Annotated in this window: 23 protein-coding genes; 22 read left to right on the top strand and 1 reads right to left on the bottom strand. The window is 37.8% G+C overall.

Annotation, left to right across the window (positions count from 1 at the left end):
• Window positions 1–15: 15 nt before the first annotated feature.
• The 11 genes from N7548_RS00665 to N7548_RS00615 all read left to right on the top strand — a co-directional run bounded on the left by N7548_RS00665 (window position 16) and on the right by N7548_RS00615 (window position 14,741).
• Window positions 16–3,009, top strand: a complete 2,994-nt coding sequence (locus tag N7548_RS00665) for an extracellular solute-binding protein (protein WP_263607451.1) — start codon at window positions 16–18, stop codon at window positions 3,007–3,009.
• On the top strand, window positions 2,993–3,925 hold the full coding sequence (locus N7548_RS00660; RefSeq protein WP_263607450.1) for a carbohydrate ABC transporter permease: 933 nt from the start codon (window positions 2,993–2,995) through the stop codon (window positions 3,923–3,925). Before N7548_RS00665 ends, N7548_RS00660 begins: the two co-directional genes overlap by 17 nt.
• Window positions 3,926–3,933: 8 nt before the next feature.
• A complete protein-coding gene (locus N7548_RS00655) occupies window positions 3,934–4,812 on the top strand; it encodes a carbohydrate ABC transporter permease (RefSeq protein ID WP_263607449.1) in 879 nt (292 codons plus the stop codon).
• Window positions 4,813–4,821: 9 nt separating this feature from the next.
• A complete protein-coding gene (locus N7548_RS00650) occupies window positions 4,822–6,852 on the top strand; it encodes a YIP1 family protein (RefSeq protein WP_263607448.1) in 2,031 nt (676 codons plus the stop codon).
• The gene (locus tag N7548_RS00645; RefSeq protein ID WP_263607447.1) at window positions 6,839–9,277 is read left to right on the top strand and encodes a DUF5696 domain-containing protein; all 2,439 of its coding nucleotides are present in this window, start codon (window positions 6,839–6,841) and stop codon (window positions 9,275–9,277) included. Before N7548_RS00650 ends, N7548_RS00645 begins: the two co-directional genes overlap by 14 nt.
• 3 nt (window positions 9,278–9,280) lie before the next feature.
• Window positions 9,281–10,288, top strand: coding sequence for a carbohydrate ABC transporter permease (locus N7548_RS00640; protein WP_263607446.1), 1,008 nt, complete (start codon window positions 9,281–9,283; stop codon window positions 10,286–10,288).
• Window positions 10,276–11,376, top strand: coding sequence for a carbohydrate ABC transporter permease (locus tag N7548_RS00635; protein WP_263607445.1), 1,101 nt, complete (start codon window positions 10,276–10,278; stop codon window positions 11,374–11,376). Before N7548_RS00640 ends, N7548_RS00635 begins: the two co-directional genes overlap by 13 nt.
• 201 nt (window positions 11,377–11,577) lie before the next feature.
• Window positions 11,578–12,582 carry a LacI family DNA-binding transcriptional regulator gene (locus N7548_RS00630; protein WP_263607444.1) on the top strand — a complete coding sequence of 335 codons (1,005 nt, stop codon included), beginning with the start codon at window positions 11,578–11,580 and terminating at the stop codon, window positions 12,580–12,582.
• 96 nt (window positions 12,583–12,678) lie between these two features.
• Window positions 12,679–13,656: a hypothetical protein gene (locus tag N7548_RS00625; RefSeq protein WP_263607443.1), complete on the top strand. Its 978-nt coding sequence runs from the start codon at window positions 12,679–12,681 to the stop codon at window positions 13,654–13,656.
• Between the two features lie 66 nt (window positions 13,657–13,722).
• Window positions 13,723–14,343, top strand: coding sequence for a YdeI/OmpD-associated family protein (locus N7548_RS00620; protein WP_263607442.1), 621 nt, complete (start codon window positions 13,723–13,725; stop codon window positions 14,341–14,343).
• 80 nt (window positions 14,344–14,423) lie between these two features.
• The gene (locus tag N7548_RS00615; RefSeq protein WP_263607441.1) at window positions 14,424–14,741 is read left to right on the top strand and encodes a hypothetical protein; all 318 of its coding nucleotides are present in this window, start codon (window positions 14,424–14,426) and stop codon (window positions 14,739–14,741) included.
• A gap of 173 nt (window positions 14,742–14,914) precedes the next feature.
• Here N7548_RS00615 and N7548_RS00610 read toward each other — a convergent pair whose 3' ends face one another.
• The gene (locus N7548_RS00610; protein ID WP_263607440.1) at window positions 14,915–15,328 is read right to left on the bottom strand and encodes a hypothetical protein; all 414 of its coding nucleotides are present in this window, start codon (window positions 15,326–15,328) and stop codon (window positions 14,915–14,917) included.
• A gap of 142 nt (window positions 15,329–15,470) precedes the next feature.
• Here N7548_RS00610 and N7548_RS00605 point away from each other — a divergent pair, with 142 nt between their 5' ends.
• The 11 genes from N7548_RS00605 to N7548_RS00555 all read left to right on the top strand — a co-directional run bounded on the left by N7548_RS00605 (window position 15,471) and on the right by N7548_RS00555 (window position 24,226).
• A complete protein-coding gene (locus N7548_RS00605) occupies window positions 15,471–16,151 on the top strand; it encodes a DUF2500 family protein (protein ID WP_263607439.1) in 681 nt (226 codons plus the stop codon).
• A 69-nt stretch (window positions 16,152–16,220) separates the two neighbouring features.
• Window positions 16,221–16,550, top strand: coding sequence for a hypothetical protein (locus N7548_RS00600; RefSeq protein ID WP_263607438.1), 330 nt, complete (start codon window positions 16,221–16,223; stop codon window positions 16,548–16,550).
• 118 nt (window positions 16,551–16,668) lie between these two features.
• Window positions 16,669–17,940: an RNA-guided endonuclease InsQ/TnpB family protein gene (locus N7548_RS00595; protein WP_263607437.1), complete on the top strand. Its 1,272-nt coding sequence runs from the start codon at window positions 16,669–16,671 to the stop codon at window positions 17,938–17,940.
• Between the two features lie 137 nt (window positions 17,941–18,077).
• Window positions 18,078–18,560 carry a hypothetical protein gene (locus N7548_RS00590; RefSeq protein WP_263607436.1) on the top strand — a complete coding sequence of 161 codons (483 nt, stop codon included), beginning with the start codon at window positions 18,078–18,080 and terminating at the stop codon, window positions 18,558–18,560.
• 107 nt (window positions 18,561–18,667) lie between these two features.
• On the top strand, window positions 18,668–19,588 hold the full coding sequence (locus tag N7548_RS00585; RefSeq protein WP_263607435.1) for a glycoside hydrolase family 17 protein: 921 nt from the start codon (window positions 18,668–18,670) through the stop codon (window positions 19,586–19,588).
• Between the two features lie 177 nt (window positions 19,589–19,765).
• Window positions 19,766–20,407 (top strand): hypothetical protein, encoded by a 642-nt coding sequence (locus tag N7548_RS00580; protein ID WP_263607434.1) that lies wholly within the window; start codon window positions 19,766–19,768, stop codon window positions 20,405–20,407.
• On the top strand, window positions 20,404–20,808 hold the full coding sequence (locus N7548_RS00575) for a hypothetical protein (RefSeq protein ID WP_263607433.1): 405 nt from the start codon (window positions 20,404–20,406) through the stop codon (window positions 20,806–20,808). Before N7548_RS00580 ends, N7548_RS00575 begins: the two co-directional genes overlap by 4 nt.
• A gap of 138 nt (window positions 20,809–20,946) precedes the next feature.
• Window positions 20,947–22,014: an MFS transporter gene (locus N7548_RS00570; RefSeq protein WP_263607432.1), complete on the top strand. Its 1,068-nt coding sequence runs from the start codon at window positions 20,947–20,949 to the stop codon at window positions 22,012–22,014.
• 3 nt (window positions 22,015–22,017) lie between these two features.
• Window positions 22,018–22,167, top strand: a complete 150-nt coding sequence (locus tag N7548_RS00565; protein WP_263607431.1) for a hypothetical protein — start codon at window positions 22,018–22,020, stop codon at window positions 22,165–22,167.
• A 111-nt stretch (window positions 22,168–22,278) separates the two neighbouring features.
• Window positions 22,279–23,934 carry an FAD-dependent oxidoreductase gene (locus N7548_RS00560; protein WP_263607430.1) on the top strand — a complete coding sequence of 552 codons (1,656 nt, stop codon included), beginning with the start codon at window positions 22,279–22,281 and terminating at the stop codon, window positions 23,932–23,934.
• Window positions 23,927–24,226, top strand: coding sequence for a rhodanese-like domain-containing protein (locus N7548_RS00555; RefSeq protein ID WP_263607429.1), 300 nt, complete (start codon window positions 23,927–23,929; stop codon window positions 24,224–24,226). Before N7548_RS00560 ends, N7548_RS00555 begins: the two co-directional genes overlap by 8 nt.
• Window positions 24,227–24,291 lie beyond the last annotated feature (65 nt).

Here is a 24,291-nt window from a genome sequence, read left to right as displayed (position 1 = left end):
GAGACTTATCGCTTTATGAGAAAACTAAAACGCACCTTTTTGATCTTAATCGTCGTGATGGTGGGGATCTTTAGCATTACCCGTTTAGTGGATTCAGGATATACCTATAAACTCAATGAAACCATTACTAAAGCTGACGAAACCGCGGCTTTTAATTTGTTAAATGAACTACTCAATAAACACGATATCGACAAATATACTTACGTCGATTATTTAAATGAACATCAACACGAGGTCACCTACAATCATCCCGATGTAGATGTCGATCTTTTTGTCTATGATGACGTTGATCTTGATTTAAATAAACCCGTTAAAATGCTTGAAGAAGGCGATATCGCGCGCTATGAATTGACTTTAACAGAGGGTGGCTACTATACCATCGATATGAATTATCTGTTAGGAGAATCATCACTCAACGATGTCATTGTTTCGCTAAAGATCAATGGCGAAACCTTTTACAGCGAGATGAATTCCATCATCTTGCCTACCCTTTGGAAAGACGAATCAAAAGAGTACAGTACAGACCGTTATGGCGATGAAGTTTTATCCAATCAAGTGATTATTTCTGGGTGGCAAAATCAACCCCTATATGGCAGTACATATCAAAGTATTGACCCACTGATGTTTTATTTTGAATCCGGCGAAAACGTGATTGAAGTGGAAAATATGGGTTCAACCCCAGTAACTGTAGCGAACATCCATCTCCAATCACCTAAAAAATATGACACCTATGTGACCTATTTATCTCAACATGTAGGACCTAAAATACAATCGCTTATTACAGTCGACGCGATTGATTATGTTCAAAAAAACTCATCGTATGTTCAATCGTTCTCATTGAATAACCCATCGGTTCAACCCTTTGATGCGGTGTATAAAAAACTCAATGTCATTGATGGTGCAACTTGGAAACAATCGGGACAATCGTTAACCTATGATGTTAATGTAGAAACCGCTGGTTTCTACCAATTGGCCATCAAATACATCAACGATAAAGCGGATTTTAAAGTGTTCCGATCCATCGCGATTGATGGCGAAATTCCATTTGAGGAATTCAGAGCGTACGCGGTCCCTACCACCCGTGCTACGACCATCAAGATGCACACTTTATCCAACGGGGATACCCCATATGAAGTGTATTTATCCAAAGGTACCCACACGATTACCATCAAAGCAGAATCTGAGCCTGTTCAAAATAGCCTAAGACAAATTCAATTACTGATTGATCATATCAACGCGTTCTCCCTAGAAATCCGTAAAATCACGGGTAAAACCATCGACAAAGATCGTACATGGCAATTTACCCAATACATCCCTGAAACACCGGCTTATTTAGAAGCGTATCAATTACTCATCAAAACCATCATCACCGATTTGTCTAGCTACGCCCCTAACCAATACGAATCATCCACTATCTCTAACCTTCAAAAAGCACTCTTTAGATTAAATAACATCTATAAAGATTATGAAAGATTACCATTTTACCTAGATGATTTAATCGGTGGTAGTGGTTCAGTTACCCAATACCTAGGGAACTCATTGACCGAAATTGCAGAACAACCGATGTATTTGGATGAACTATATTTATATAGTGACACCAAATTACCAAAGGAAAACGTTGGTTTCTTTAGAAGCATGTTTGCTTCACTTGAAACATTCATGGCTTCTTTCAGCTCCAACAAATTCAAACAAGACAACGACCCTAAAGTTGTGGATGTGTGGGTGAATAGACCGATCACTTATGTCGATATGATGCAAAAGATGGCAGACCAAAACTTTACAGAAGATACCGGGATTCGTGTGAAAATTTCAGTGATGCCGGACCCAAATAAACTGGTGATGTCTGCAGCGGCAGGACAACAACCCGATGTTGCATTAGGGTTAGCGTCCTATATGCCCTATGATTTAGCCATTCGTAACGCGGCTTATGATTTATCCTCATTCCCAGATTACTGGTCATTTGCGAGTGCGTTCTCACCAGGGGCATTTATCCCGTATGTACTCAATGATAAAGCCTATGCGATTCCAGAAACGTTAGACTTTAATGTCTTAATGTATCGTAAGGATATCTTTGATGCGTTAGGCTTCATGGTACCAGATACTTGGGAAGAAGTGATTCAAATTCTCCCGGAACTTCAACAATATGGGATGAATTTCTATCACCCAATTGCTGGTAGTGGTGGTACGAAGTATTTCTATCAAACATCAGGCTTCATCTATCAATATAGCGGGGCTTTATACGATACCAATGGGATGAACACGACCATCAACACCAAAGCTTCGATTGAAGGACTCACATTCCTCAATCAATTATTCACCAACTATTCTTTACCCGAACAAGTCCAATCGTTTTATAACGCATTTAGATACGCGACTTTGCCGATTGGCATCAGTGATTTCCAAAACTATTTACTCATCAAGAATGCAGCGCCAGAAATCGTTGGACAATGGCGCATCGCACCATACCCGAGTGTGACACCAGAAAATGGTGAAACCAATCGTTATTACATCGCGAACGGTACAGCAGGGATGATTTTAAATGGTACGAAAAAACCCAATGAATCTTGGGCATTCTTAAAATGGTGGTTGGGCGAAGAAACACAAACCAAGTTCGCATTCAATTTGCAATCCACCTATGGTCCGACTTACGCCTGGTTATCAGCCAATATCCACGCTGTAGAGAATTCACCGCTACCCGAAGGGGATAAGCGCGTCATTCTTGAACAAGTGAAATGGTTGATTGACGTACCAAGAACCCCAGGACAATACATGCTTGAACGTTCTTTATCGAACATTTGGACCGATGTTGTATTCAATGGGGAAAGTACAGGGATTGCGGTAGACCAATATACCATTTTAATCAACCGTGAAATCCGTAAAAAGATGATTGAGTTTGGATTCATCGATCAAAATGGCGATGTATTAAAGGTTTACACCATTCCTACCATCGAATGGATTCAAGACAAAATGATGGAAGCCTCAGGGGGATATCATGGATCAGACAATTAAAATGAAACCACTGGCTTCTTATCGAAAAACCAGACGAAAAGATGCGTTTGGAGTTTTCTTGATGTTATTACCGTACACCTTATTGTTTTCAGTATTCATCGCGATTCCTGTCGCGTTGGCTATCTATTTATCCTTAACCTCATTCAACGTCGTTGAAACACCAACATTGAATGGGTTAGTCAATTTCGTCAATATCTTTACCCAAGACGATGTGTTTTTACAATATGTATTACCAAAAACACTGACCTTCGCCATCATTGTTGGACCAGGTGGCTATATGTTGGCATTCGTGCTCGCTTGGATGTTGGCTCAAATCCAAAAACTACCAAGAACCATATTTGCTTTACTGTTATATACCCCATCCATGATTGGTGGTGTCTTCATCGCCGTTATTTGGAGAACATTATTCTCAGGGGATGAATCGGGCTATATCAATGCTTTGTTGTTGCAATGGGACATGATTGAACGCCCTATCCAATTCCTTCAATCCCCAGACCACTTAATGACTGTGGTCATCATAGTTGCTTTATGGAGCAGCATGGGTGTTGGGTTCTTAGCCATGTTAGCCGGTATTCTCAATGGGAATGAAGAACTCTATGAAGCCGCTTATGTGGAAGGTATCGATAATAAGTTTCAAGAAGTCATCCACGTGACTATCCCGATGATGAAACCACAAATGTTGTTTGGTGCCGTCATGGCAATTGTCGCTACCTTTACCAATGGGTATATTGGGGTTGCCTTATCCGGGGCAAACCCTACCCCACAAAATGCAGCACAGTTCATTACCAATCATATCGATGACTATGGATTTTTAAGATATGAAATGGGCTATGCAGCTGCATTATCGGTGGTGTTGCTCGCCATCATCATCGTGTTTTCTAAAGTCGCATACAAATTGTTTGCAGAAAAGGATTAGTGTCTGTTATGAGTAGTTTTCAAGGTACCAAAATCAATCCCACCTCATTTAACCGTTCACAAGTGATCTTTTATGTGATATTGGTTCCCCTCACATTATTTATGGTGTTACCCATCCTCTACATTGTGAATCAAGCATTTAAACCGTTGGATGAGTTGTTCTTATTCCCACCACGTTTTTTTGCACAAAACCCAACGTTTGATAACTTTACGACTTTGTTCAGGATTTCAACCAGTACAGGTGTCCCGCTATCGAGATACTTATTCAATACATTGTTGATTACATTGGTGATGATGATCCTCATCATTTGGATCAGTGTGACCACGGGTTATGCATTTTCTAAGAAGAACTTTAAGGGTAAAAAAACACTGTTTTCCATCAATCAAACAGCCTTGATGTTTGTAAGGACAGCCGTGGTGATACCAACCTATTTTGTCATCGTTAAAATCGGATTGAATAACAATCCTTTGGTGCACATCTTACCGTATATCGCGGTTCCAGTGAATATCTTTTTGATGAAACAATTCATCGATCAAGTACCAGACCCGATCATCGAAGCGGCACGCATCGATGGTGCTGGGGACTTCTATATTATTTTTAAAATCATCATGCCTTTGACTAAAAACGCGATTGCGACGGTGGCTATTTTAACCTTCCAATCCACATGGTCAGCTGTCGAAGCTTCAACGCTATATATACAAGATGAAACCATGAAGTCGTTTGCCTTTTATCTAAATGCGTTGGCATTACAAAATACAGGCTCAGCTGTTGCTGGTACTGGTATGGCAGCCGCTGCAGGGTTGATTCTATTCATCCCTAACCTCATCATATTCATCATCATGCAGTCTCGTGTTATGAACACCATGGCGCATGCTGGGATTAAGTAGGAGGGTCTAATGAAAAAACTAACTATCCTATCTTTAATCATCTTCGTCACGATGACGATGATGTTACCAATTCATGCTTCAGAAGCAACAACTTATACGGTTACTTTGGATGCGAAAGGCCAATACATCCGTACTCAAGATGCCTATTTGCCTGAGATGGTCAATATCGATATGGGATTGAGTAAACCAGAAGACATGATGTTTGATGACCAAGGCACCCTCTGGATTGCTGATACAGGCAACAAACGCATTCTGACATATGATACCAATACCAATACGGTTTTAACTGAAATAGTGTACCCCGACTTTGTAACACCTCGTGGTTTATATGTGTCTAATCAATACTTATATGTAGCAGATTCTAGTGCAAAAGCTGTCTTCAAATTTGACTTATTTGGTAATCATTTAGAAACGTATACCAGACCTACTTCACCTTCATTCGCGGATACAGCATTCGCCCCAAGTAAGATGGTTGTCGACAACCGCGGGAATATGTACATCTATGGAGAAGGCGTTAGTAACGGGATTATACAACTATCGAACCAAGGGGAGTTTTTAGGTTTCTTTACAACCAATAAAGTCCAATTATCCATTACCCAACAATTTTATAAACTCATTTTGTCTCAAGACCAATTCGACCGTTTAGCGCTTCGTAGCCCTCAAACGTTCTCCAGTATTTTCATCGATCAAAACTCGATGATCTATACCTCCACGATGAATACGACAACCACCGCAGTTAAGAAACACAATATGCAAGGTGGTAATATGTTTTCCAATACCGTTGGGTCTGAAGACACCAGAGACATCTATGTTGATGACCAAGGCATTATTTATGCAGGTACTCAAACTGGGGCCATTTATATATACGATGCTTATGGTGAGTTCATTCTCAGTTTTGGGATTCGTAAAGGTACCGGCAGTAAACCCGATGAAGATATCAAAGGGTTATTTACAAGTTTATCTGCCATCGCTGTTCGCGAAGATGGGTTCATTTTCGCATTAGACGAGTCAAAGTCTTTCTTACAGTCGTTTAGACCCACCGATTATAGTGAACAAATTTATCAAGCCATCGCCTTATATGAACAACGTGAATACCAACAAGCCATCGAAGCGTGGCAAGCCGTTTTAAACCTCAACCAGATGTCGACGTTAGCGCATAATAGTATTGCGAAAAGTTATTTACAGCTAGAACAATACGATGAAGCGATGTTGCACTTTGAACTTGCAGGTAATAAAACCTTATACTCTCAAGCGTATTGGGAAGTTAGAAATGTGCAAATCCAAAGGTTGCTTGGGGTATTCATCATCGTGTTAATTGCTTTATATGCGACCCAAAAATCCCTCGTTTTTGTCAATCATAAAACAGGGATTATTACGAAGTATACCACACCAATTAAAACGTTCTTTGATCGTAAATGGCTCAAAGACATCGCCTATTTTTGGCGTGTGATTAAGAAACCTCTAGACAGTTTCTATGAGATTAAAATGGGCCATAAAGGTTCGATGCTAGCAGCAACCATACTGTATCTAGCAACCCTTGTGTTGCTCATTATATATAGTTCATCTCAAGGATTTATCTTTCAAGCAGTCGCGATTGAAGATTTGGATTTAACGGCCATTATATTAGGCTATTTCCTCTTAACAGGACTCTTCATGGTATCGAATTATCTAGATACCTCATTACACGACGGGATTGGTAACTTTAAACAAATCTATATGATGTTTGCTTATAGTTTGGGTCCAATCATGATTGCGTTTGGTTTAACCACAATCCTCTCGCATTACCTCACTTTAAATGAAGCTTTCTTTATTACAACCACCATGAATATTGGGGTTGTCTACAGCGTGATATTGGTGTTTTTAGGCATCATTGAAATCCATCAATACCGCGGTAAAAAAGCATTTAAGAGTATCCTTATGAGTTTGTTATTCACCATCATCATGATTGTGGTTGTGATCATCATCATTACGATGTGGCGTCAATTGTATATCTTTATCGACGGTATATGGAAGGAGCTGATTCGTCATGTTTCCAATTAAAAAAACACTGATATTTGTGATTGTATTGGGATTGATTTCATTGACGATTGCACAGGGTTATGCCCAAGAATCCACAAACAATTATCCCCCGTATACAACCACAAAAGTAGCGTTAAATGATACTTATACCTTATTATCAGAAACCCAATATATTCAACTCTTTTACAAAAAACACAATGGTATTTTTAAAGTTGTAGACAAACGAAATGGATCTTCTTGGACCTCAGGCATTGATCATGATTATGACCAATACATCGAGAAAACAGTCGAATTGTATGCTGAAAACCATCCAGATGCGACAACAACTGAACTGGCTTCAATCGCTCAACCCCTTGAAGAACAGATGAACAATACCCGTGAAGGGATTGCGAATTCATTCCTTGTTGTCGATATGATGCGTGCATCAGACCCAGCTAGGGCTTCGACTCAAATGGGTAGTTCAGCGAAAGCATATTCCAAACAAATTCAAACCGATAGTTCATACGCCATCAAGGAAATCCAAAAGGATTCAGTCAATACTGACAATTTATACCTAGTAAATGGCGATGATCGTCATTTCGTATTAGATGTTCAGTTTAAAGCTTTTGATGTCAGAATCAAAGCCCATATTTATGTTTTAGACACTGGGTTTGATGTAGAAATTCGTGACCATGAAATCACGGGGGAAGACGCGAATTACATCAACTACATCAACATCATGCCTTTCTTAGGCGCTTACGGTGGTAAACAAACCGAATATAACCCTGCCACAGGTGCCTGGGATATACCGGTACTAAAACCACGCCATGATGGGTATGTATTTGTTCCCGATGGTTCAGGTGCACTCATCGATTTCAAAGACTATGAATCTAGCTTGTCTGGGTACACAGGGGTTGTTTATGGGGGCGATATGGCCCAATACGCATCGAATTTACAATTTGTACAATCGAGTGTGCCAACCAAACAACCATTGATGCCTGTCTTTGGTATCGCCTATGAGTCGTTATCCAAAGCCTTTGTTTCCTACGCAACCAAAGGTGCGGAATATATGGAAATCATTTCAAGACCCAACGACTCATCCGATAGTTATAACCTCACCAATTATACGATTTCATTTCCAAGATTCTTATACAATGGACGTTATTCTCAAGTTTATAACCAAGCAGGGGATACCTATATCAGTGCTTTTAAAGAAAGAAACCATTTTGATTTATCCATCCATTACACGTTTTTAGAGGAAGACCCTACATATCAAGGGATGGCGAATAGCTATCGTGCGTATTTGTTATCTAACAACCAATTATTCTTAAAAGAAGCCTCTTTAGCAACCACCATCCCACTGCGTGTGGACTTCTTAATGGCGGATGCGAAAAAGTCATTGATTGGAACGGAAGATGTCGTGGTTACAACCATTGACGATGTTGACCATATCTTAAGTGATTTAATGTATTTAGGGATTACAAACATCAATTCGGGCTTATATGGTTATCAACAAGGTGGTATCACCTTAGGCAAAAAAACCGCGCCAAATTACAGTCGTGCGATTGGTACAGCTGCCGATTTTAAACGCGTTGTCACCCAGTGGCAATCCCAAGGTGTATCCATCTCTATAGCTCAAAATATCGCTGAGATCAACGATGTTTCCACTAGCTTAACCAATATTGCTAATAAACACATCAATGGCCAATATATGGTGATGATTGATCCGATGCATGTAGATGGGATTACCAATAAAACGTATTATGTTCGCCCAGCTAAAGTCGTTGAATACATCGAAAAACAAGTGTCTTCAATCAAAAATATAGGGTTTAGTGACATTACTTATGAAGGCTATACCCAATGGTTATATAGCGATACATCTAAAAATCGAAGTATGACTGACACCATACAAAGATACCAAGAAGTTGCAGAGTGGATTCAACTGAAGTATGAAACCAACCATGTGTCACCCAACCAATATTTATGGGCATATACGGATCGATTCCTTCAAACACCCATGTTTAATTCTCAATACATTGTAGAAACCGAAACCGTGCCATTCTTACAAATGGTATTACACGGTACCATGGAACTATACGCAACCTATGCGAACTTTTCATTTTACGAACAAAAAGACTTATTAAAGATGATTGACTATAATACATACCCATCATTCATTTTGACTCAAGAACCTGCGTATAAATTACAAAAGACCAATGCTCAAGACTACTTTTCTACAGAGTACGCGATCAATCAAGCGTTGATTGAACAAGTCTATCAAACGGTCAGTCAAGCATTGAATCCTGTGATGAACGCGACTTGGGTTGCACGTACAGAAGTGATGCCAAATGTATACATGAATACCTATAACAATGGGGTATCCATTCTCATCAATTATCAGACCCAAGCGGTCAATTACGCAGGACACATCGTGACTGCACAAAGCTATCTAGTCATTGGAGGTTAAAACATGGCTTCAACAAAAAAAAGAAAACCTGTCAATGAAAATTTAGCGGCTTATCTCTTTTTAAGTCCATGGTTGATCGGGTTTATTTTCCTCATCGGTTATCCCATCATCAATACACTCTATTTATCATTTTTTGATGCAGTGATTAATATTGATGGCTTACAAACCACGTTTATTGGATTTAAAAATTATACCGAAGCTTTGGTTGAGAACACCAGCTTTACCCCATTGATTATTGGGTTTATTATGATGGAGATTACTTATATCCCATCCATCTTAGTAATATCGCTTATTATAGCCATTTTACTGAATAGTAAGATACGTTTTAAAGGCATTTTTAGAGTCATCTACTTTTTCCCAGTCGTCATTCTATCTGGACCGGTCATGAAGCAGTTAGAGTCTGCCAATACCACCGGGATGTTCGATGTATCCAAAGTATTGATATTTCGCATGGTAGAGAGCTTTTCACCCTTCTTTGGTGAAGTGATTATCAATCTCTTTTCCAACTTTACAACCATTCTATGGCTGACAGGGATACCTGTAGTGCTATTTTTAAATGGTCTTCAAAGAATCAACACCAATTTATATGAAGCGGCTCAAATTGATGGCGCGAATCCATGGCAAATCCTGTGGAAAATCAGCTTACCAAACTTGAAACCAACGGCTTTAATCGTCTCGATATTCGTCGTCATTCAAATTGCGTTGTTCGAAATGAACCCCATCTATCAATATGTAGTCAATGACCAAATCACGAAGAATCGCTTGGTTCGTCTTGGTTTCGCCTCAGGGATTGTTGTGATGTACTCCTTAATCATCATCTTAATGATTGGGGTAGTGTTACTCATTTTCCGTGAAAAGAACGATGAAAAAATGATTGAAACATTGAAAGAAAAACAAGCGAAATCAGTTACGAAATTACGTCGTAATCAACGTAAGGATGAAACGGTAAAGCAGTTCATTGATCGTCACTTTGCATCTATGAAGAGAGGTATCCAATCATGGAAAAAATAAAACGATTGGACATCAAATCCTATTTAAACCCCCACAAATTAAAGAAGGTTTTTCTGGGTTTAGGTGAGTCTTCGGGCATCCTTAAGAAACTCATCATTTATATCTTGTTGATTGGTATGAGTTACGTTTTTTTATACCCGCTCATCAAGATGGTATCGATGTCATTCATGGCATTTGAAGATTTGGTAGACCCAGAAGTTACATGGATACCAAACCACCTCAACCTCAATAACTTTAAAGTCGCGAACTTCGTTTTAGAAATCTTCCCACCATCCTGGACAGCCAGTGGTTTAACTGTTGGTGAACGTTTGATGGGGACATTCAAAGACCCAGGAAATCTATTTAAGAGTTTACGGAATGTAGGGGTACTCGCCTTTGTGCAAACTGTGGTCTCTGCGATGACTGGGTTCGCTTTCGCAAGATTCAATTTCAAGTTTAAAAAGTTTTGGTTCTTCATGGTTATCGTGACATTTGTAATTCCATTACCGATGGTTACGATGCCAAGAATGCAGATATTATCCTTCATTCAAGACAACCTTTGGGTACCAGTCTATGACAGTCTATTTGCTGGTAACTTTTTGGGGGATATCTTTAACAGATTGATTTTCAATACGTTGATTCCACAAATCTTCTTCGCGATTTTTGGACAAGGCATCAATTCTGCAATCCTTGTTTTGATTTTCTTTAATTTCTTTAAAATGATACCACGATCTTTAGACGAAGCAGCTCGCATCGATGGGGCAACCTCACTTCAAGTCTTTTATCAAATCTATGTCAAATTGGTGATTCCGATTGTTACAGTGGTGTTTCTATTCGCCTTTATTTGGAACTGGAATGATTCTTATTCAGCACAAGTCTATTTCAGTACAGGTAACCCACTCATCATCTCTAGACTGGCATTATTTGATTCGGATTTCGCCAGCATGTCTGGTGGTGGTGTTGGGGGTCAAATGAGTGAAGCGCTCCTCAATGAAGGGTATAAAACAGCAGCAACATTCCTCTCAATTTTACCGTTGCTCATCATCTATATGTTTGCACAAAAGAAATTTATTGAAGGCATTGAACGTACCGGTATCACCGGTGAATAACACACGTATCATGATTGGCTTTATATTAGAACCCGTTACCCATCCATTAGTAACCTAGCTAGACTTCCTCTCTAATGTTTACATAAACAACTTAGGTTACTAAGTGTAACGGTCGATGATCAACGCTAATCATAAATCTATATACAGGGTTTTACAGTTATTATATAATATAAATAAAGTGAAAGGTGGCGATGTTAACGAATGATCACATTAGAAAAAATAGCTGACCAAGCCAATGTGTCTGTATCCACTGTTTCAAAAGCTTTAAGCGGTCATAAAGCAATCTCTCAAAAGACCAAAGATCGCATTCGTCAAATCGCTGACGAACTCGGTTACACCCCGAACGCCAACGCCCAAAGTTTGGTGAATAAACGCGCCAATACGATTGGTGTGGTTTATGAAGTTGAATTCGGATTACGTAACCTGTTTTTCTCCGCGGTTTTAGAAGAATTCAGAAGAAATGCCCAACTCAATGGTTATGATATTTTATTGTTATCCAATAACAATGAGAAGAATATTGATTACTTTAGACACTGTCAATCCAAAAACGTGGACGGGGTGCTCATTGTTTCCATCGGTAGTGCACCGATTGAAGCCATCAACAAACTCACACAAAGCAGTATGGCAGTCATTACCCTTGACCCATTACACTCAGGCTTAAATACGATCTATTCGGACTCCTATGCAGGCATCCAAAAAAGCTGCCAACACTTATATGATTTAGGACACCGTAAAATTGCGTATGTCAATGGTAGTTATACCAACTTAATTGGACAACAACGCTTAAATGGATATTTGGATTTCATAAAGGCACACAAATTAAAGCCGATATACAATGCAAAACAATCGAATGAATCTTATACATTCTCCGAAGGTTATCAAACCATGAAATACTTACTGACTGAGTTTGGTTTACCAGACGCGGTGGTATGTGCCTCAGACCTCATGGCGATGGGTACCATTACCCTTTTACAAAAACGAGGGTACAAGATTCCTGACGATGTATCTGTTGTTGGTTTTGATAATTTAAGTGTGTGTGAAATCGCGACACCACGACTAACCACCATTGCTCAAGATTATGAAGGTATCGGAAAGAAAGCCTGGGATTTGATGATCCATATGCTCAACACCGATGATCGTAAAAAAGAACCGATTATTGTCGATACACAATTGGTTGTTAGAGAAAGCACAACCACTCGAAAGTAATTTTAGGATTTTTAAAGAACTGGTCACTCCAGTTCTTTTTCTTTTTATGCATTTTTACAAATTATGATTTATACTAACAGTAAGGTAGGTGATGATATGAAACAGTCAGTATTTCAAGCATTCTATGATAAAAACCACATATCGCAGGAACAATACCAAAAAGATGCAGGCTTTATATTAGACTTAGAAACACAGTTCTCATGGGTGTTGGAAGAAATTAACCCATCTCAATTAGATGACATCATCGCTTATATGGTCGAAAAAAACTTGAATACGATCCCTAACATCGTTATTTTGATGCGTTATTATAAGGCAACATCGAATCATGATTTATTCATACATCTGACCAAATATACCGGTAGTTTAGGTGTCATGGAGAGCATATTAGACAAGTTGGAAAAGGTTGTGGGTAAAGATCGTGCCAGTGCCATCAAAGCAGAAATCACGATTCCACCATTAGGTACACCCTTAAACGAAATGCCGGTATACACAAAGCACTTATTGACGGTTTTTGAAACACATTTATCTAAAGATGAAATGAAAAGAACACTTTCAGATAATCACCATCAAATACCGAAAGAAGCCTTTCTGTCTGAACAGGTGTATTATGAAGCGGCCAACACACTCGATGATTATCTAAGTGATTTACATCAACGTAAAGTGGCTGAACTAGAACAACATTATCGAGAAAATCGTGTTTGGTTTGAACAAGAAATCAACCCTGAAGTGATTGAATTCGTTCGAAATAATCCAGAAATTTTGTCGGCAGTGAGAAAAGATAATCAACTATTCATTACGAAAATACCGTATGATACAAAAGCCTATCTAAATGCGAAAACAAAAGAAGAACAAAAATACCATGCTTGTCATTGTCCGTTTGTAAAATCCATATTTTTAGATCAACATCTAGCTATTTCACCAACCTGGTGTGATTGTAGTGGGGGATTTACCAAATTTCCATTTGAAGTATTGTTTAACCGTACTCTGGACATCACTTGTATCGAAACGCCACTCAATGGAGATCCATTGTGTCGGTTTGTCATATCATTAGATGAGGTATCTTTCAAACAATGACTCAAAGCACGAATCACTTGGATAAATCGGACATCATGTATAATTGAAACAAAGGTAGGCGATACAATGTTAGATAAACTTTTCGCTCAAAAAGAAGTGCTTGTTAGAAATGTGCCTGATTCACACGAGTCACTATTCAAACCATTTGAATACAAAGATACACCCCCTTATGACGCGATTTTATCATTTGTTTACACCCTTGAAGCGATGAAAGACGAAATTGATTTTGCGAAAACAAGGCTTCAACCGGAAGGGATGTTGTATCTATGTTATCCTAAAATGAAGAATAATATAGGTATGGCTGGTATTCATCGAGATCATATTTTTCCTTTCTTAAAAGTAGATATGGATACAGGTTATATTGAAGGTACTCAAATGCGATTCAATCGAATGAATGCCTTCGATGAAAACTACACCTTATTGGGCATTAAGAACGATACAAAGATGAAGGCTAGAAGTTCGACCTCGATGCGTGTCGATGATTATGCAAAATACATTCCGGACATCAAGACCCTCTTAACTAACGAACAATGTCTTTCCTTTTATGTATCTTTGACACCTGGTTATCAAAAGGACTGGGCAAGGTATGTTTTCTCAGCGAAGACTGAAGCGACCAAACAGAAGCGAATATCTGAGATGATTGCGTTACTAAACGCAGGGATAAAGTCCAAAAATCTGGCTAAATAAAAGGTTTTTATGCATCATGAATACCTCTAAATCATGAACCATGATACAATAGGTTTTGTACGAAAGAAGGTATCTATCATATGAAAAAAGTCATTAAATTTAGTTTTGAAGACAAAGAAGGATTTCTCAGTTTGGTTGAAATCAACCATAAATTTTACGCGTTGGTCAAAAAAGACACACCAAAAGTTCAAAATATATTGGAAACACATCAATTATTGGTTTCTTATGAGTTAAAACAAAATCCAACATTTATGCCTGTAGAGGCACATGTGTTGTATGATTTTAGTACCATAGAACAAGTGTATCAACAATTAGAATTGGAGAAAAACTTGTATTTTAAAACACTCGATGACAGTTTGTGTGTCATCGAAATTGTGCATCCAAAATCCAACACATAACCACAGTAACCGCTGTGGTTTTTATTTTTTTCAAGCAGAAATCATAATTTATAGATATAATGAAAGTGAAATAAACGTAAAAATCCATCCATAATGGTGTTGAATCACCGAACAATTAAAATATCCTTAGGAAAGAAAAAACCCCCTTTCGGAGGTTTGGGATACATGGATAATTAAGATTTACTTGTAAAAAGGTTTGCAGTTGCTTCTGAGAAAGTAATGATAACCACACTTTCAAGTTTAACCACAAATCGACCAGAAGTCGCTTCTAACATCAATTCATCGTAGAATTCGGTCGCTTGGGTGCTGTTCTTTAAAACAACGATTTCAACCCAGCGCTCGTTACCATTAACATACCCAACGTATAATTCGGTAACATCGACATCTAAGCCATATTTGGTATTTACCATGTTGGCCTGATAGTATTCTCGCGAATCCTCATCACGTGTTTCAAGGACATAACCGTCCTCTTCCAAAGTGTCAATGACATCGTTAGCTTGATTGGTTGTTGTACCGCCACCGGCACAACCGACCAACGCAACGAGCCCGAATAATACTACCAGTAATGCCAATAGTTTCTTCATCATACGCTCCCTCTTGTATGGTTCGACATGTCATAAATGTCTTTTATACTGTTAGCATATCACGTTGTCAAAGCATATGCAAAATGATTTTTTCAGTCATTTCGCGTAAAAAGTTATAAAATGACACAAAAATGGAGGTGTAGTCATGGGATTTGTAGTTGCAGCAGTGGTGTTTGTATTCATTGGTTTAATTGCAGTTTTTGTTGGCTTTTTTGTCATGCAAAGCAATCAGAAAAAACAAAAGAATGCGCCAGTGGAACGTGTTCAAGTCAAAGTGGGTAGTGCTTATACAGAATCCAAAGTGATGAATCAAAATTTCACATCCGGTTCAGTAGATAGTGCAGGTGGTTATGAACAAAAAGGATATTATATCCAATTCAGAACCAAACAAAACAAGAAACTCACATTTAGACTTAAGAAAAAAGATTGGCTTAAATACCACGATGGTGACGAGGGTATGCTCACATATCAAGGATACAAAATCATTGGTTTTGAACCCATAACATCTACGATTGAAGACGGTTATTTTATGCATAATAAACCTGAAAATACCACTAGATTTATCTATGGTGAGGCACAAGGTTTGGGTTTTTCAGTATCTTCAACTGCACCAGTCAAATTTGAATTAGCTGAACTAAAACGATTTATTCAAGATCTAAAAGATGATCAAAGTGATTGGTTTTTCACCATCAAAACTAGATCAGAACTACGTCAATATGAAAAAGAGTCCGATACCAACATTAAGGAAACCAACCTAACGACAAATGAAGAAAAAGAATTGCTTATGAATGGTTTTTATGCATACCTAAAATCCTTTATTGAGTAGATAAAAAGTATAAAAAAATAATTAATATTGATATAATAAAAATTAATAAGTCACAAAAAGGGGTATAACATGAAACAGTCCACGGTTATATTACGCGTATTATCCATCATATATTTTCCCCTTTTTTTGTTTTTCGGTACAGTCCTTGTTGAAAGAATGATTTCCAATCGGCAGAAGATTACTTCACATGATAATATTTATGAGGTAAAAGAACCAGGTACTTTACAAATGGAATATGAGTCCAAAATATCATTTGATATTGATGTAAAAGCCGAAGTTTTACCTCTACCTGGTGCGAATATTTTTTATTTACTAGGACTACATATATATATTAGGAAAGTTCGTCTTTTATTGTTCGATCCTCCAACAATCATTTGTGACTTTTATATAATATCCTAGAATACCCCGTTTAAAACACCCTCTTTCACTACTTTATATATAATTAAATATACGTATAAAATATATATTTTATCGACTGTTTATGGTATAATTTAAGTAGGAAAGGAGGACATCAATAATGCCTTATAAAGCCCTAAAAACAAGACTCTATCTTAATCCAAATCAACATCAGTTTTTATTATCTTTAATGCGTGCTTCAAGAAGTCTTTATAATCAAGCGCTCTATAATGTAAGACAACATTTTATCAAAACCAATGGGTATTTATCCTATAACGATAATTACCAATTACTGAAAGATAGTGAACATTATCGTTACTTAAGTACGACTCAAGGTCAAATGGTCATTCGTAAGGTCGATGAAGCGATGAAAGGATTCTTTGTATCTTTGAAGTCTAAGGTTAAACAAACCATTAGACTCCCTAGATACTTAAAGAAAGATACCTATTATCCCATCTACGACAGAATGGTCTATAAACCTAATAATGAAATCTATACATTACCCAGAAGTAACTTCATTAAGAAAGTATCGAAAGAACTAGAAAAGGATTCAAAACAGATTCATAAACATACATATGAGTTAAATGAAGCAGACGCTTTATCTCTAGACATCCAAACACCAGAATGTATCCAAAACAAAGAAATCAAAGAAATCACCATCAAGTCCTACTATGATGGCAAATACATTGAAGTGATTTATGTCTATCTAGATAAGGAATCTGTTAATCCATTCGAAGGTCATACAGAAACTATGGGGATTGATTTTGGGTATAACAACCTAGCCTTTTGTTCAGTCACGAATAATGAGCACTTATTATTAGATGGAAAACGATTAAAGAGTATGAATCAGTTTTATCATAAAAGAATCGCGAAACTAGCGAGCATTAGACCGAACCAAAATGTCTTAACGAAACAAATGATCCATCTGATGGATAAACGTAACCATCAAATGGATTATGGAATCTATAAAGCAGCTAAACTCATTATCAATCACGCAATAGAAAACAAAGTAAAACAGATTATCATTGGTTATAATGATACCTTCAAAGATGAAAGACTATCTGATACCTATAATCAATGGACAAAGAGTATTCCAATCGCGAGACTTAGAGATCGAATCGTCTATCTAGCAGAACAAATAGGTATTGAAACCAAAGTGATTAATGAAGCGTACACTTCAAAAGCTTCATATCTAGACCATGATGATTTCGTTAAAGGAGATTTTTCTGGTGTTAGAATCAAAAGAGGTTTATATAAGAGTCTAAAAGGCACTTTGATTAACGCGGACCAAAATGCCTCATTAAATATGATTCGAAAAGGTAATCCCGATGCCATATGGATAGGGAATAAAGGTGTGAACACACCTAAGCGTACATACCTATTTGGTGTGTAGTCGCTTTAAATAAGACGAGTTAAATCGTTAAGAGGTATATATCATAGGTCATTCTGTAAAGGGTGATTTATTCACCTCTTTGTTCTTTGAAATACTACCGTAATAACACTTTGGTCGCACAATATAAAGTGACTATATTGTCAATTAATGATTCGATGTCTATCGAATTGTTCACTCGCAAATTGGATCATACAAAAATGGCTTTTGTTTCATACGATAAAGCAGGTCAAATTGGGTTTAGGTTTGAACGTATCACTCAAAATGTACCAGTATCACCATTTTTTATGGTATCTGTCGTACCAACCGATCTACAATTCATGATCACCTTTTGGATACAATTTTTATTATTCATGATTGTATTAATAGTCAACATTGTCAACGCCAGAACAATGTATGTCTATCATATTTCAGTGGCCACCTATGGATTGACTGCACTTGAAAAAATCAAATATGTGGCTTTAGGTGTTTTTATTCCGCCTGTAGGCGCACTAATATATGTTGTTGGTGGTACAAATCTGTATGATGAACAAAAAGTACTTAAAGGCAATTATTCAGGTGCAGGCACTGCTGTAACGATTCTAATTTATATCATCTATAGAACAATCGTGAAGATTGGGTAAGCATACACGTACTACACAGTAATAAGTACAATCCAAATATGAAAATGTTCGCATAGACAGATTGTAATACCAGTGTTTATGGTATCATAGGGCTAAGAGGTGATTTTATGTCTAAACCAAAAAAAGAACAAATGCGTTATTTGAATGTCAATCGCTACTTATTGAATAAACAATCCATCATCAGTGAAGACCCAAAACTATTAGAAAAAAAGGCCAAAGCTATTCTAGAACAAAAGATTTCTGGCATCAGTTTTAGCCCTTACTTAGAAGGTCAAGATCCAAGTGTTAAATCCCTTATTTCTGAACAACAAATCGCGGATAGACTCGAAATCATCCGTCCTTATACCCATTGGGTTAGAACCTTTTCAACCACCAACGGGAATGAAGAAGTACCAAGGATTGCGAAAGAAAAAGGCTTAAAAACATTGGTAGGTGCTTGGTTGGATTCAGACAAAGAAAACAATGAAATTGAAATCAATAATATCATTCGTATTGGTCAAGCAGGTTATGCAGATTTAATCGCCATTGGTAATGAAGTATTATTAAGAGATGATTTAGAAGTCGAACAACTGATTGAATACATCAGACGTGTTAAAGCGGCTGTACCTAACGTCCCTGTTGGGTATGTCGATGCGTATTATATGTATGTCAATTTCCCGGAAATCATCGATGAATGTGATGTCTTATTCGCGAATTGTTACCCATTTTGGGAATATTGTGCCCTTGAGATTTCTGTAGAATACATGAAGAAGATGTATGAACTCGTAAAGACGCACTCTAAAGGCAAACCAGTGGTCATCAGTGAAACTGGATGGCCAACCAAAGGTGAATCCTATGGGGCAGCAGTACCCTCCTATGAAAACGCCATGAGATATTTTATCAACACGTATGAATGGGCCAATCAAGAACACGTCCACTTATTCTATTTCTCTTCATTTGATGAAGTCTGGAAAATTAACCACGAAGGCGAATACGGTGCGTATTGGGGCTTGTGGGATAAAGACGGCAAATTCAAATTTGAAAAGTAAAAAAACATACTCATAAATCTGCGGATTTATGAGTTTTTCTTTGTAAAACCGCCAATATAGACATAAATATGACTCAAAAAGGACCGATTTTTGAAATATTTATATATATTCATAAAAAATATAGGTAAACCAAAAAAACACGTGATATACTGACATTGAGAAAGAGGGGGGGAACTCTTGCAAAAGTTTAAAACAGCTTTTTTTGATTTGATTCGAGGGGACAAAACGACTTTAATCGTTTTAATAACCAAAATCACCGTTGGATTTCTATTTGCGATCTCATTACTTTTACCGTACATGGTTAGTAACAATTTGATTGATGGCTCGCTATCATCATCTGACTTTCCTGGTGGCGGTTTATACACATTTATCTTTTTCATGTCGATACTTGGCTTTGCCTATTTAGCCATCATGAAACAAGATAAATACCTTAAAATGTTATTCATCGGACAAGCTGTTTTAGCAACCATCATTTTCTTATATTCGTTGTTATTCCATAAAGTTGGTTTAGCAAGTGCCTCCAATGGATTTGGTAAAATTTTGGAATTCTTACTCATCATTGTATTCTGGTTTTTAGTCTTTGGTGAAAAATATTTGTTACAGTTGATTCACAAGTTTGTCCCAGAAACTGTAGCCAAAGAAGCACCGGTGGAAGTTCAAATAAATCCAGAAACACCATCCACTGAACCCAAGAAGTCTTATATTCCAAAATCGGTCGATATGCATCCGAAAGTTGAAGAAACCAAGATAGAATCACCAAAAGAAGAACCTAAGATTGAATCACAAGAGACACCTAAAACAGAAGAGGAACCATCATGAGCAGAGAAGAAGTTGTCAAATTAGCCAAAGATTTTAAACTCACGGATAACGAAGAGTTGGTTGCGAAAGTAGTCATTTCGTATTCAACCTCTTATAAAGTGACTGCCGTAGCCATGGGACGTACTACAGGAGCTGGTAGTGACGGTTTCATCGGGGTTTATCAAAATCAACTGGTGTGTTTTGATGCCAATCTATTGGGTACGAAACCACATAAAGAAAGATTCCGTTTCAATTTTGAAGAAATTGACCATGTGGAATTAAAAAAAGGATTTTTAAACCTTAACAATCAATTCATCATCAAGTCAGGACATCATCATTATAAGATATACTTTACAGGAAAACGTCGTAGTTTGATTGAAGCCATGTATCAAAAAGTCATTCAATATAAAAAACAAGAATAACGTACAAAACCAAAACCCAGTCGGTTTTGGTTTTATTTATATTTTTATATATAAAACCTTGAAAACCATCTATTTCATTCGCTTTCTTTTTCTATGAATGTTATGATATTTACAGTTTTTTATGAAGGATGTGATGTTATGGATTGGAAAAAAACCGTAGGGGTTTTTATGATTAGTCAAACGGTATCGTTGTTGGGGTCGATGTTGGTTATGTACGCCATCATGTGGTACATCACGTTAGAAACCCAATCGGGTTTGATGATGACCATCATGGTGATGTGTACCTTTATTCCATCCTTGTTAATATCCCCTTTCGCGGGGGTTTGGGCAGATAGACTCAACCGGAAGATGTTAATGATCACCGCAGACATAGGCATAGCATTTGTGACATTGATTGTTGCGATACTGTTTTTCATGGGTTTTCGTGAAATATGGATTTTGTTTGTGGTTTCCGTGGTGAGATCGTTTGGACAAAGCGTTCACCAACCAGCCGTATCGGCGGTATACCCACAGATTGTTCCAGAAACCCACTTGGTTAAGGTTCAAGGCATAGCACAAGGGATCCAATCCTCATCGATGATCTTGATGCCTTTATTGGCGGGGTTATTGCTTGCCTATTTTGAGTTAGAATTGATTCTGTTCATTGATGTGGTAACTGCAGCGATTGCAGTTATGATCTTGATTACTTATGTGAAATTACCGAAACATGCAGCAGAGTCACATCCATCCACGATTGATTACTTTGAAGATATTAAACGTGGCATACATTATGCTTTCACCCATAAATTGATTTTCAATATATTATTATTCTCTTTCCTATTTATGATTATGGTTGCGGCACCATCATTCTTAACATATTTACAGGTTGCACGTGTATTTGGTGCTGAAGCGTGGCGATTATCTGCTTTAGAAGCCATCTTCGGGACAGGGATGTTGTTGGGGTCTATTGTGATTACCATATGGGGTGGTTTTAAAAACCGATTGGTCACATTTTTCTTATGTTATATCGCCATCGGTTTAGGTACTGTTGGGTTAGGCCTTCCATTCAATTTTATCTTCTATATAGGGTTATGGGGATTTGTTGGGTTCTTCATTTCCTTAAGTAACCCACTGATGGTTGGACTCATCCAAGAGAAAGTGGATCCGAAATATATTGGACGTGTATTTTCTGTCTTTGGATTAATCAATACGATTAGTTTACCATAAGGCATGTTAATCTTTGGACCACTATCGGACGTATTTGATATATCTTTGATTATTTTGTTGAGTGGGGTTGGTATGGGCATCATCGCGATGGTCCCTTTGTTCAATCGTACTTTATTATTAGAAGGCTTACCAAAAAAGACAACCAATACGTAAAGCGGGCAACCGCTTTTTCTTTTTCTATGTCAGGATAGATTGCTTAATTAGAATGCTTATAACTTGAATTTTGAGGTATTTAGGTTTATATATGTTATGGGTGATTATAATATGAAAAAGCAAAGAAACAAAGTAATCGTCGTAGGCGGTGTTGCTGGCGGGATGAGTTTCGCCACACGTTACAGACGATTAAATCAGAATGATGACATCATCATTTTTGAAAAAGGCCCTTATGTGTCCTTTGCCAACTGTGGGTTACCATACCACATCTCTGGTGAAATTTCGACACGTAGCGGCTTATTGGTAGTGAGAGAAACCTTATTAAAAGAACGATTCCATTTGGATATTCGTTCGAATGCCGAAGTCATTTCGATTGATTCAAACAACAAGCAAGTGACTTATCTAAAAGACGGCGAAACCTTGGTTGAAAGTTATGACAAATTGGTCCTTTCAACCGGTGCGAAACCCATTGTGATTGACATCAAAGGTCAATACAATGTACCGATTTTTACATTGAGAAACATCCCTGATCTCGATAAGATCATGCGTTTCATCAAGGAAAACCAACCAAAACACGCGACAGTGATTGGGGCAGGTTACATCGGCTTAGAAGTAGCAGAAAACCTTATTAAAAAAGGGATTCAAACAACGATTGTCGAAAAAGCACCTGAGGTTTTACCAATCGTAGATCCTGAAATGGCCGCTTTCATCCGCGAAGAATTGGTCTTAAAACAAGCCCAAGTATTCACAGGAAATGAGATTCAAGAGATTCAAGGCAATGAAGTCTTGTTAGCCTCAGGCGACCGATTCAATACCGATATCATCGTGATGGCGGTCGGGGTATTCCCAGACTCCGCTCTCGCAAAACAAGCGAATGTTGAAACGGGTATTCGTGGTGGGATTAAAGTAGACCAACACTATCAAACCTCGGTTAAAGACATTTACGCGATTGGAGACGCCATTTTGGTTAAAAACCAAGTGTCCAATCAAGAAGCACTCATTCCACTCGCTTCACCAGCCAACCGTCAAGGTAGACAATTAGCAGACATTCTCAGTGGATTAAATGTGACTAATAAAGGTTCACTAGGCACATCGATTGTTAAAGTATTTGACTTATCCTTAGGCGCAACAGGTCTCAATGAACGTCAATTGGCAGGTAAAAAGTATTCAGTACTTCACTTAACCGCCAATGACCATGCAAGCTATTACCCTAACGCAACCTCAATCTACTTAAAAGTGATTTATGACCCGGAAACCGAATTAATTCTCGGGGCTCAAGCGGTTGGTCAAAAAGGCGTAGACAAGCGTATCGATATCATCGCTACTGCCATCAAAGCCAAATTGCCTGTTACCTTCTTACAAGAACTTGAATTTACGTACGCACCACCATTTGGTAGTGCGAAAGACATCGTTAATATGGCTGGTTATGTCGCTTCTAACCAAATGTTAGGCATCACGAAAACCATCCAATGGTATGACGCAATTCAAATGATGAATGACGATTCCGTCGTATTTGTCGATGTACGTTCATTATTTGAATCCGCTGCACAAGGGACTCTTCCGAATGCAATCAATGTGGATTTAGACCAAATTCAAGAACTATATACCCAAATTCCAAAGGATAAAAAGGTCGTTGTATTCTGTGACAACGGTATACGTGGGTACAATGCAGAACAATTTTTACGCAGCGAAGGTTATGATGTGTATAACCTCGATGGCGGACACAATTACATTTCAAAAATGCTAAAGGAGACAGCTCATGTTTAAAAATGTAGATGCGAAAACACTTCAAGAAAAAATCAAATCTGGTGAAGCTAAAGTCATTGACTGTAGAGAAGAGTATGAATACGAAGAAGGCCATATCCCAGGGTCCATCAATATGCCAACCTCAAACTTCTTAAAATACATCAAACTGATTGATAAAGCAAACCATTATTACATCATTTGTCTAACGGGTTCTCGTTCACATATGGTTGCGCGTTACTTGGATGCACAAGGCTATAACGTGACCAATGTGGTCGGTGGAATCATCACGTATCAAGGTCCAATTGAAGCTTAATTCTTAAAAAATAATACTCTAAAATCCCCTGAAAGTAGACTCTACTAATAATTGTAATTGTAGAA

The organism is Paracholeplasma manati (assembly GCF_025742995.1).
Lineage (GTDB): Bacteria > Bacillota_I > Bacilli_A > Acholeplasmatales > UBA5453 > Paracholeplasma > Paracholeplasma manati.
The sequence above is the reverse complement of the archived record's forward strand: the minus strand, read 5'-3'. Positions and strand labels throughout refer to the sequence as shown.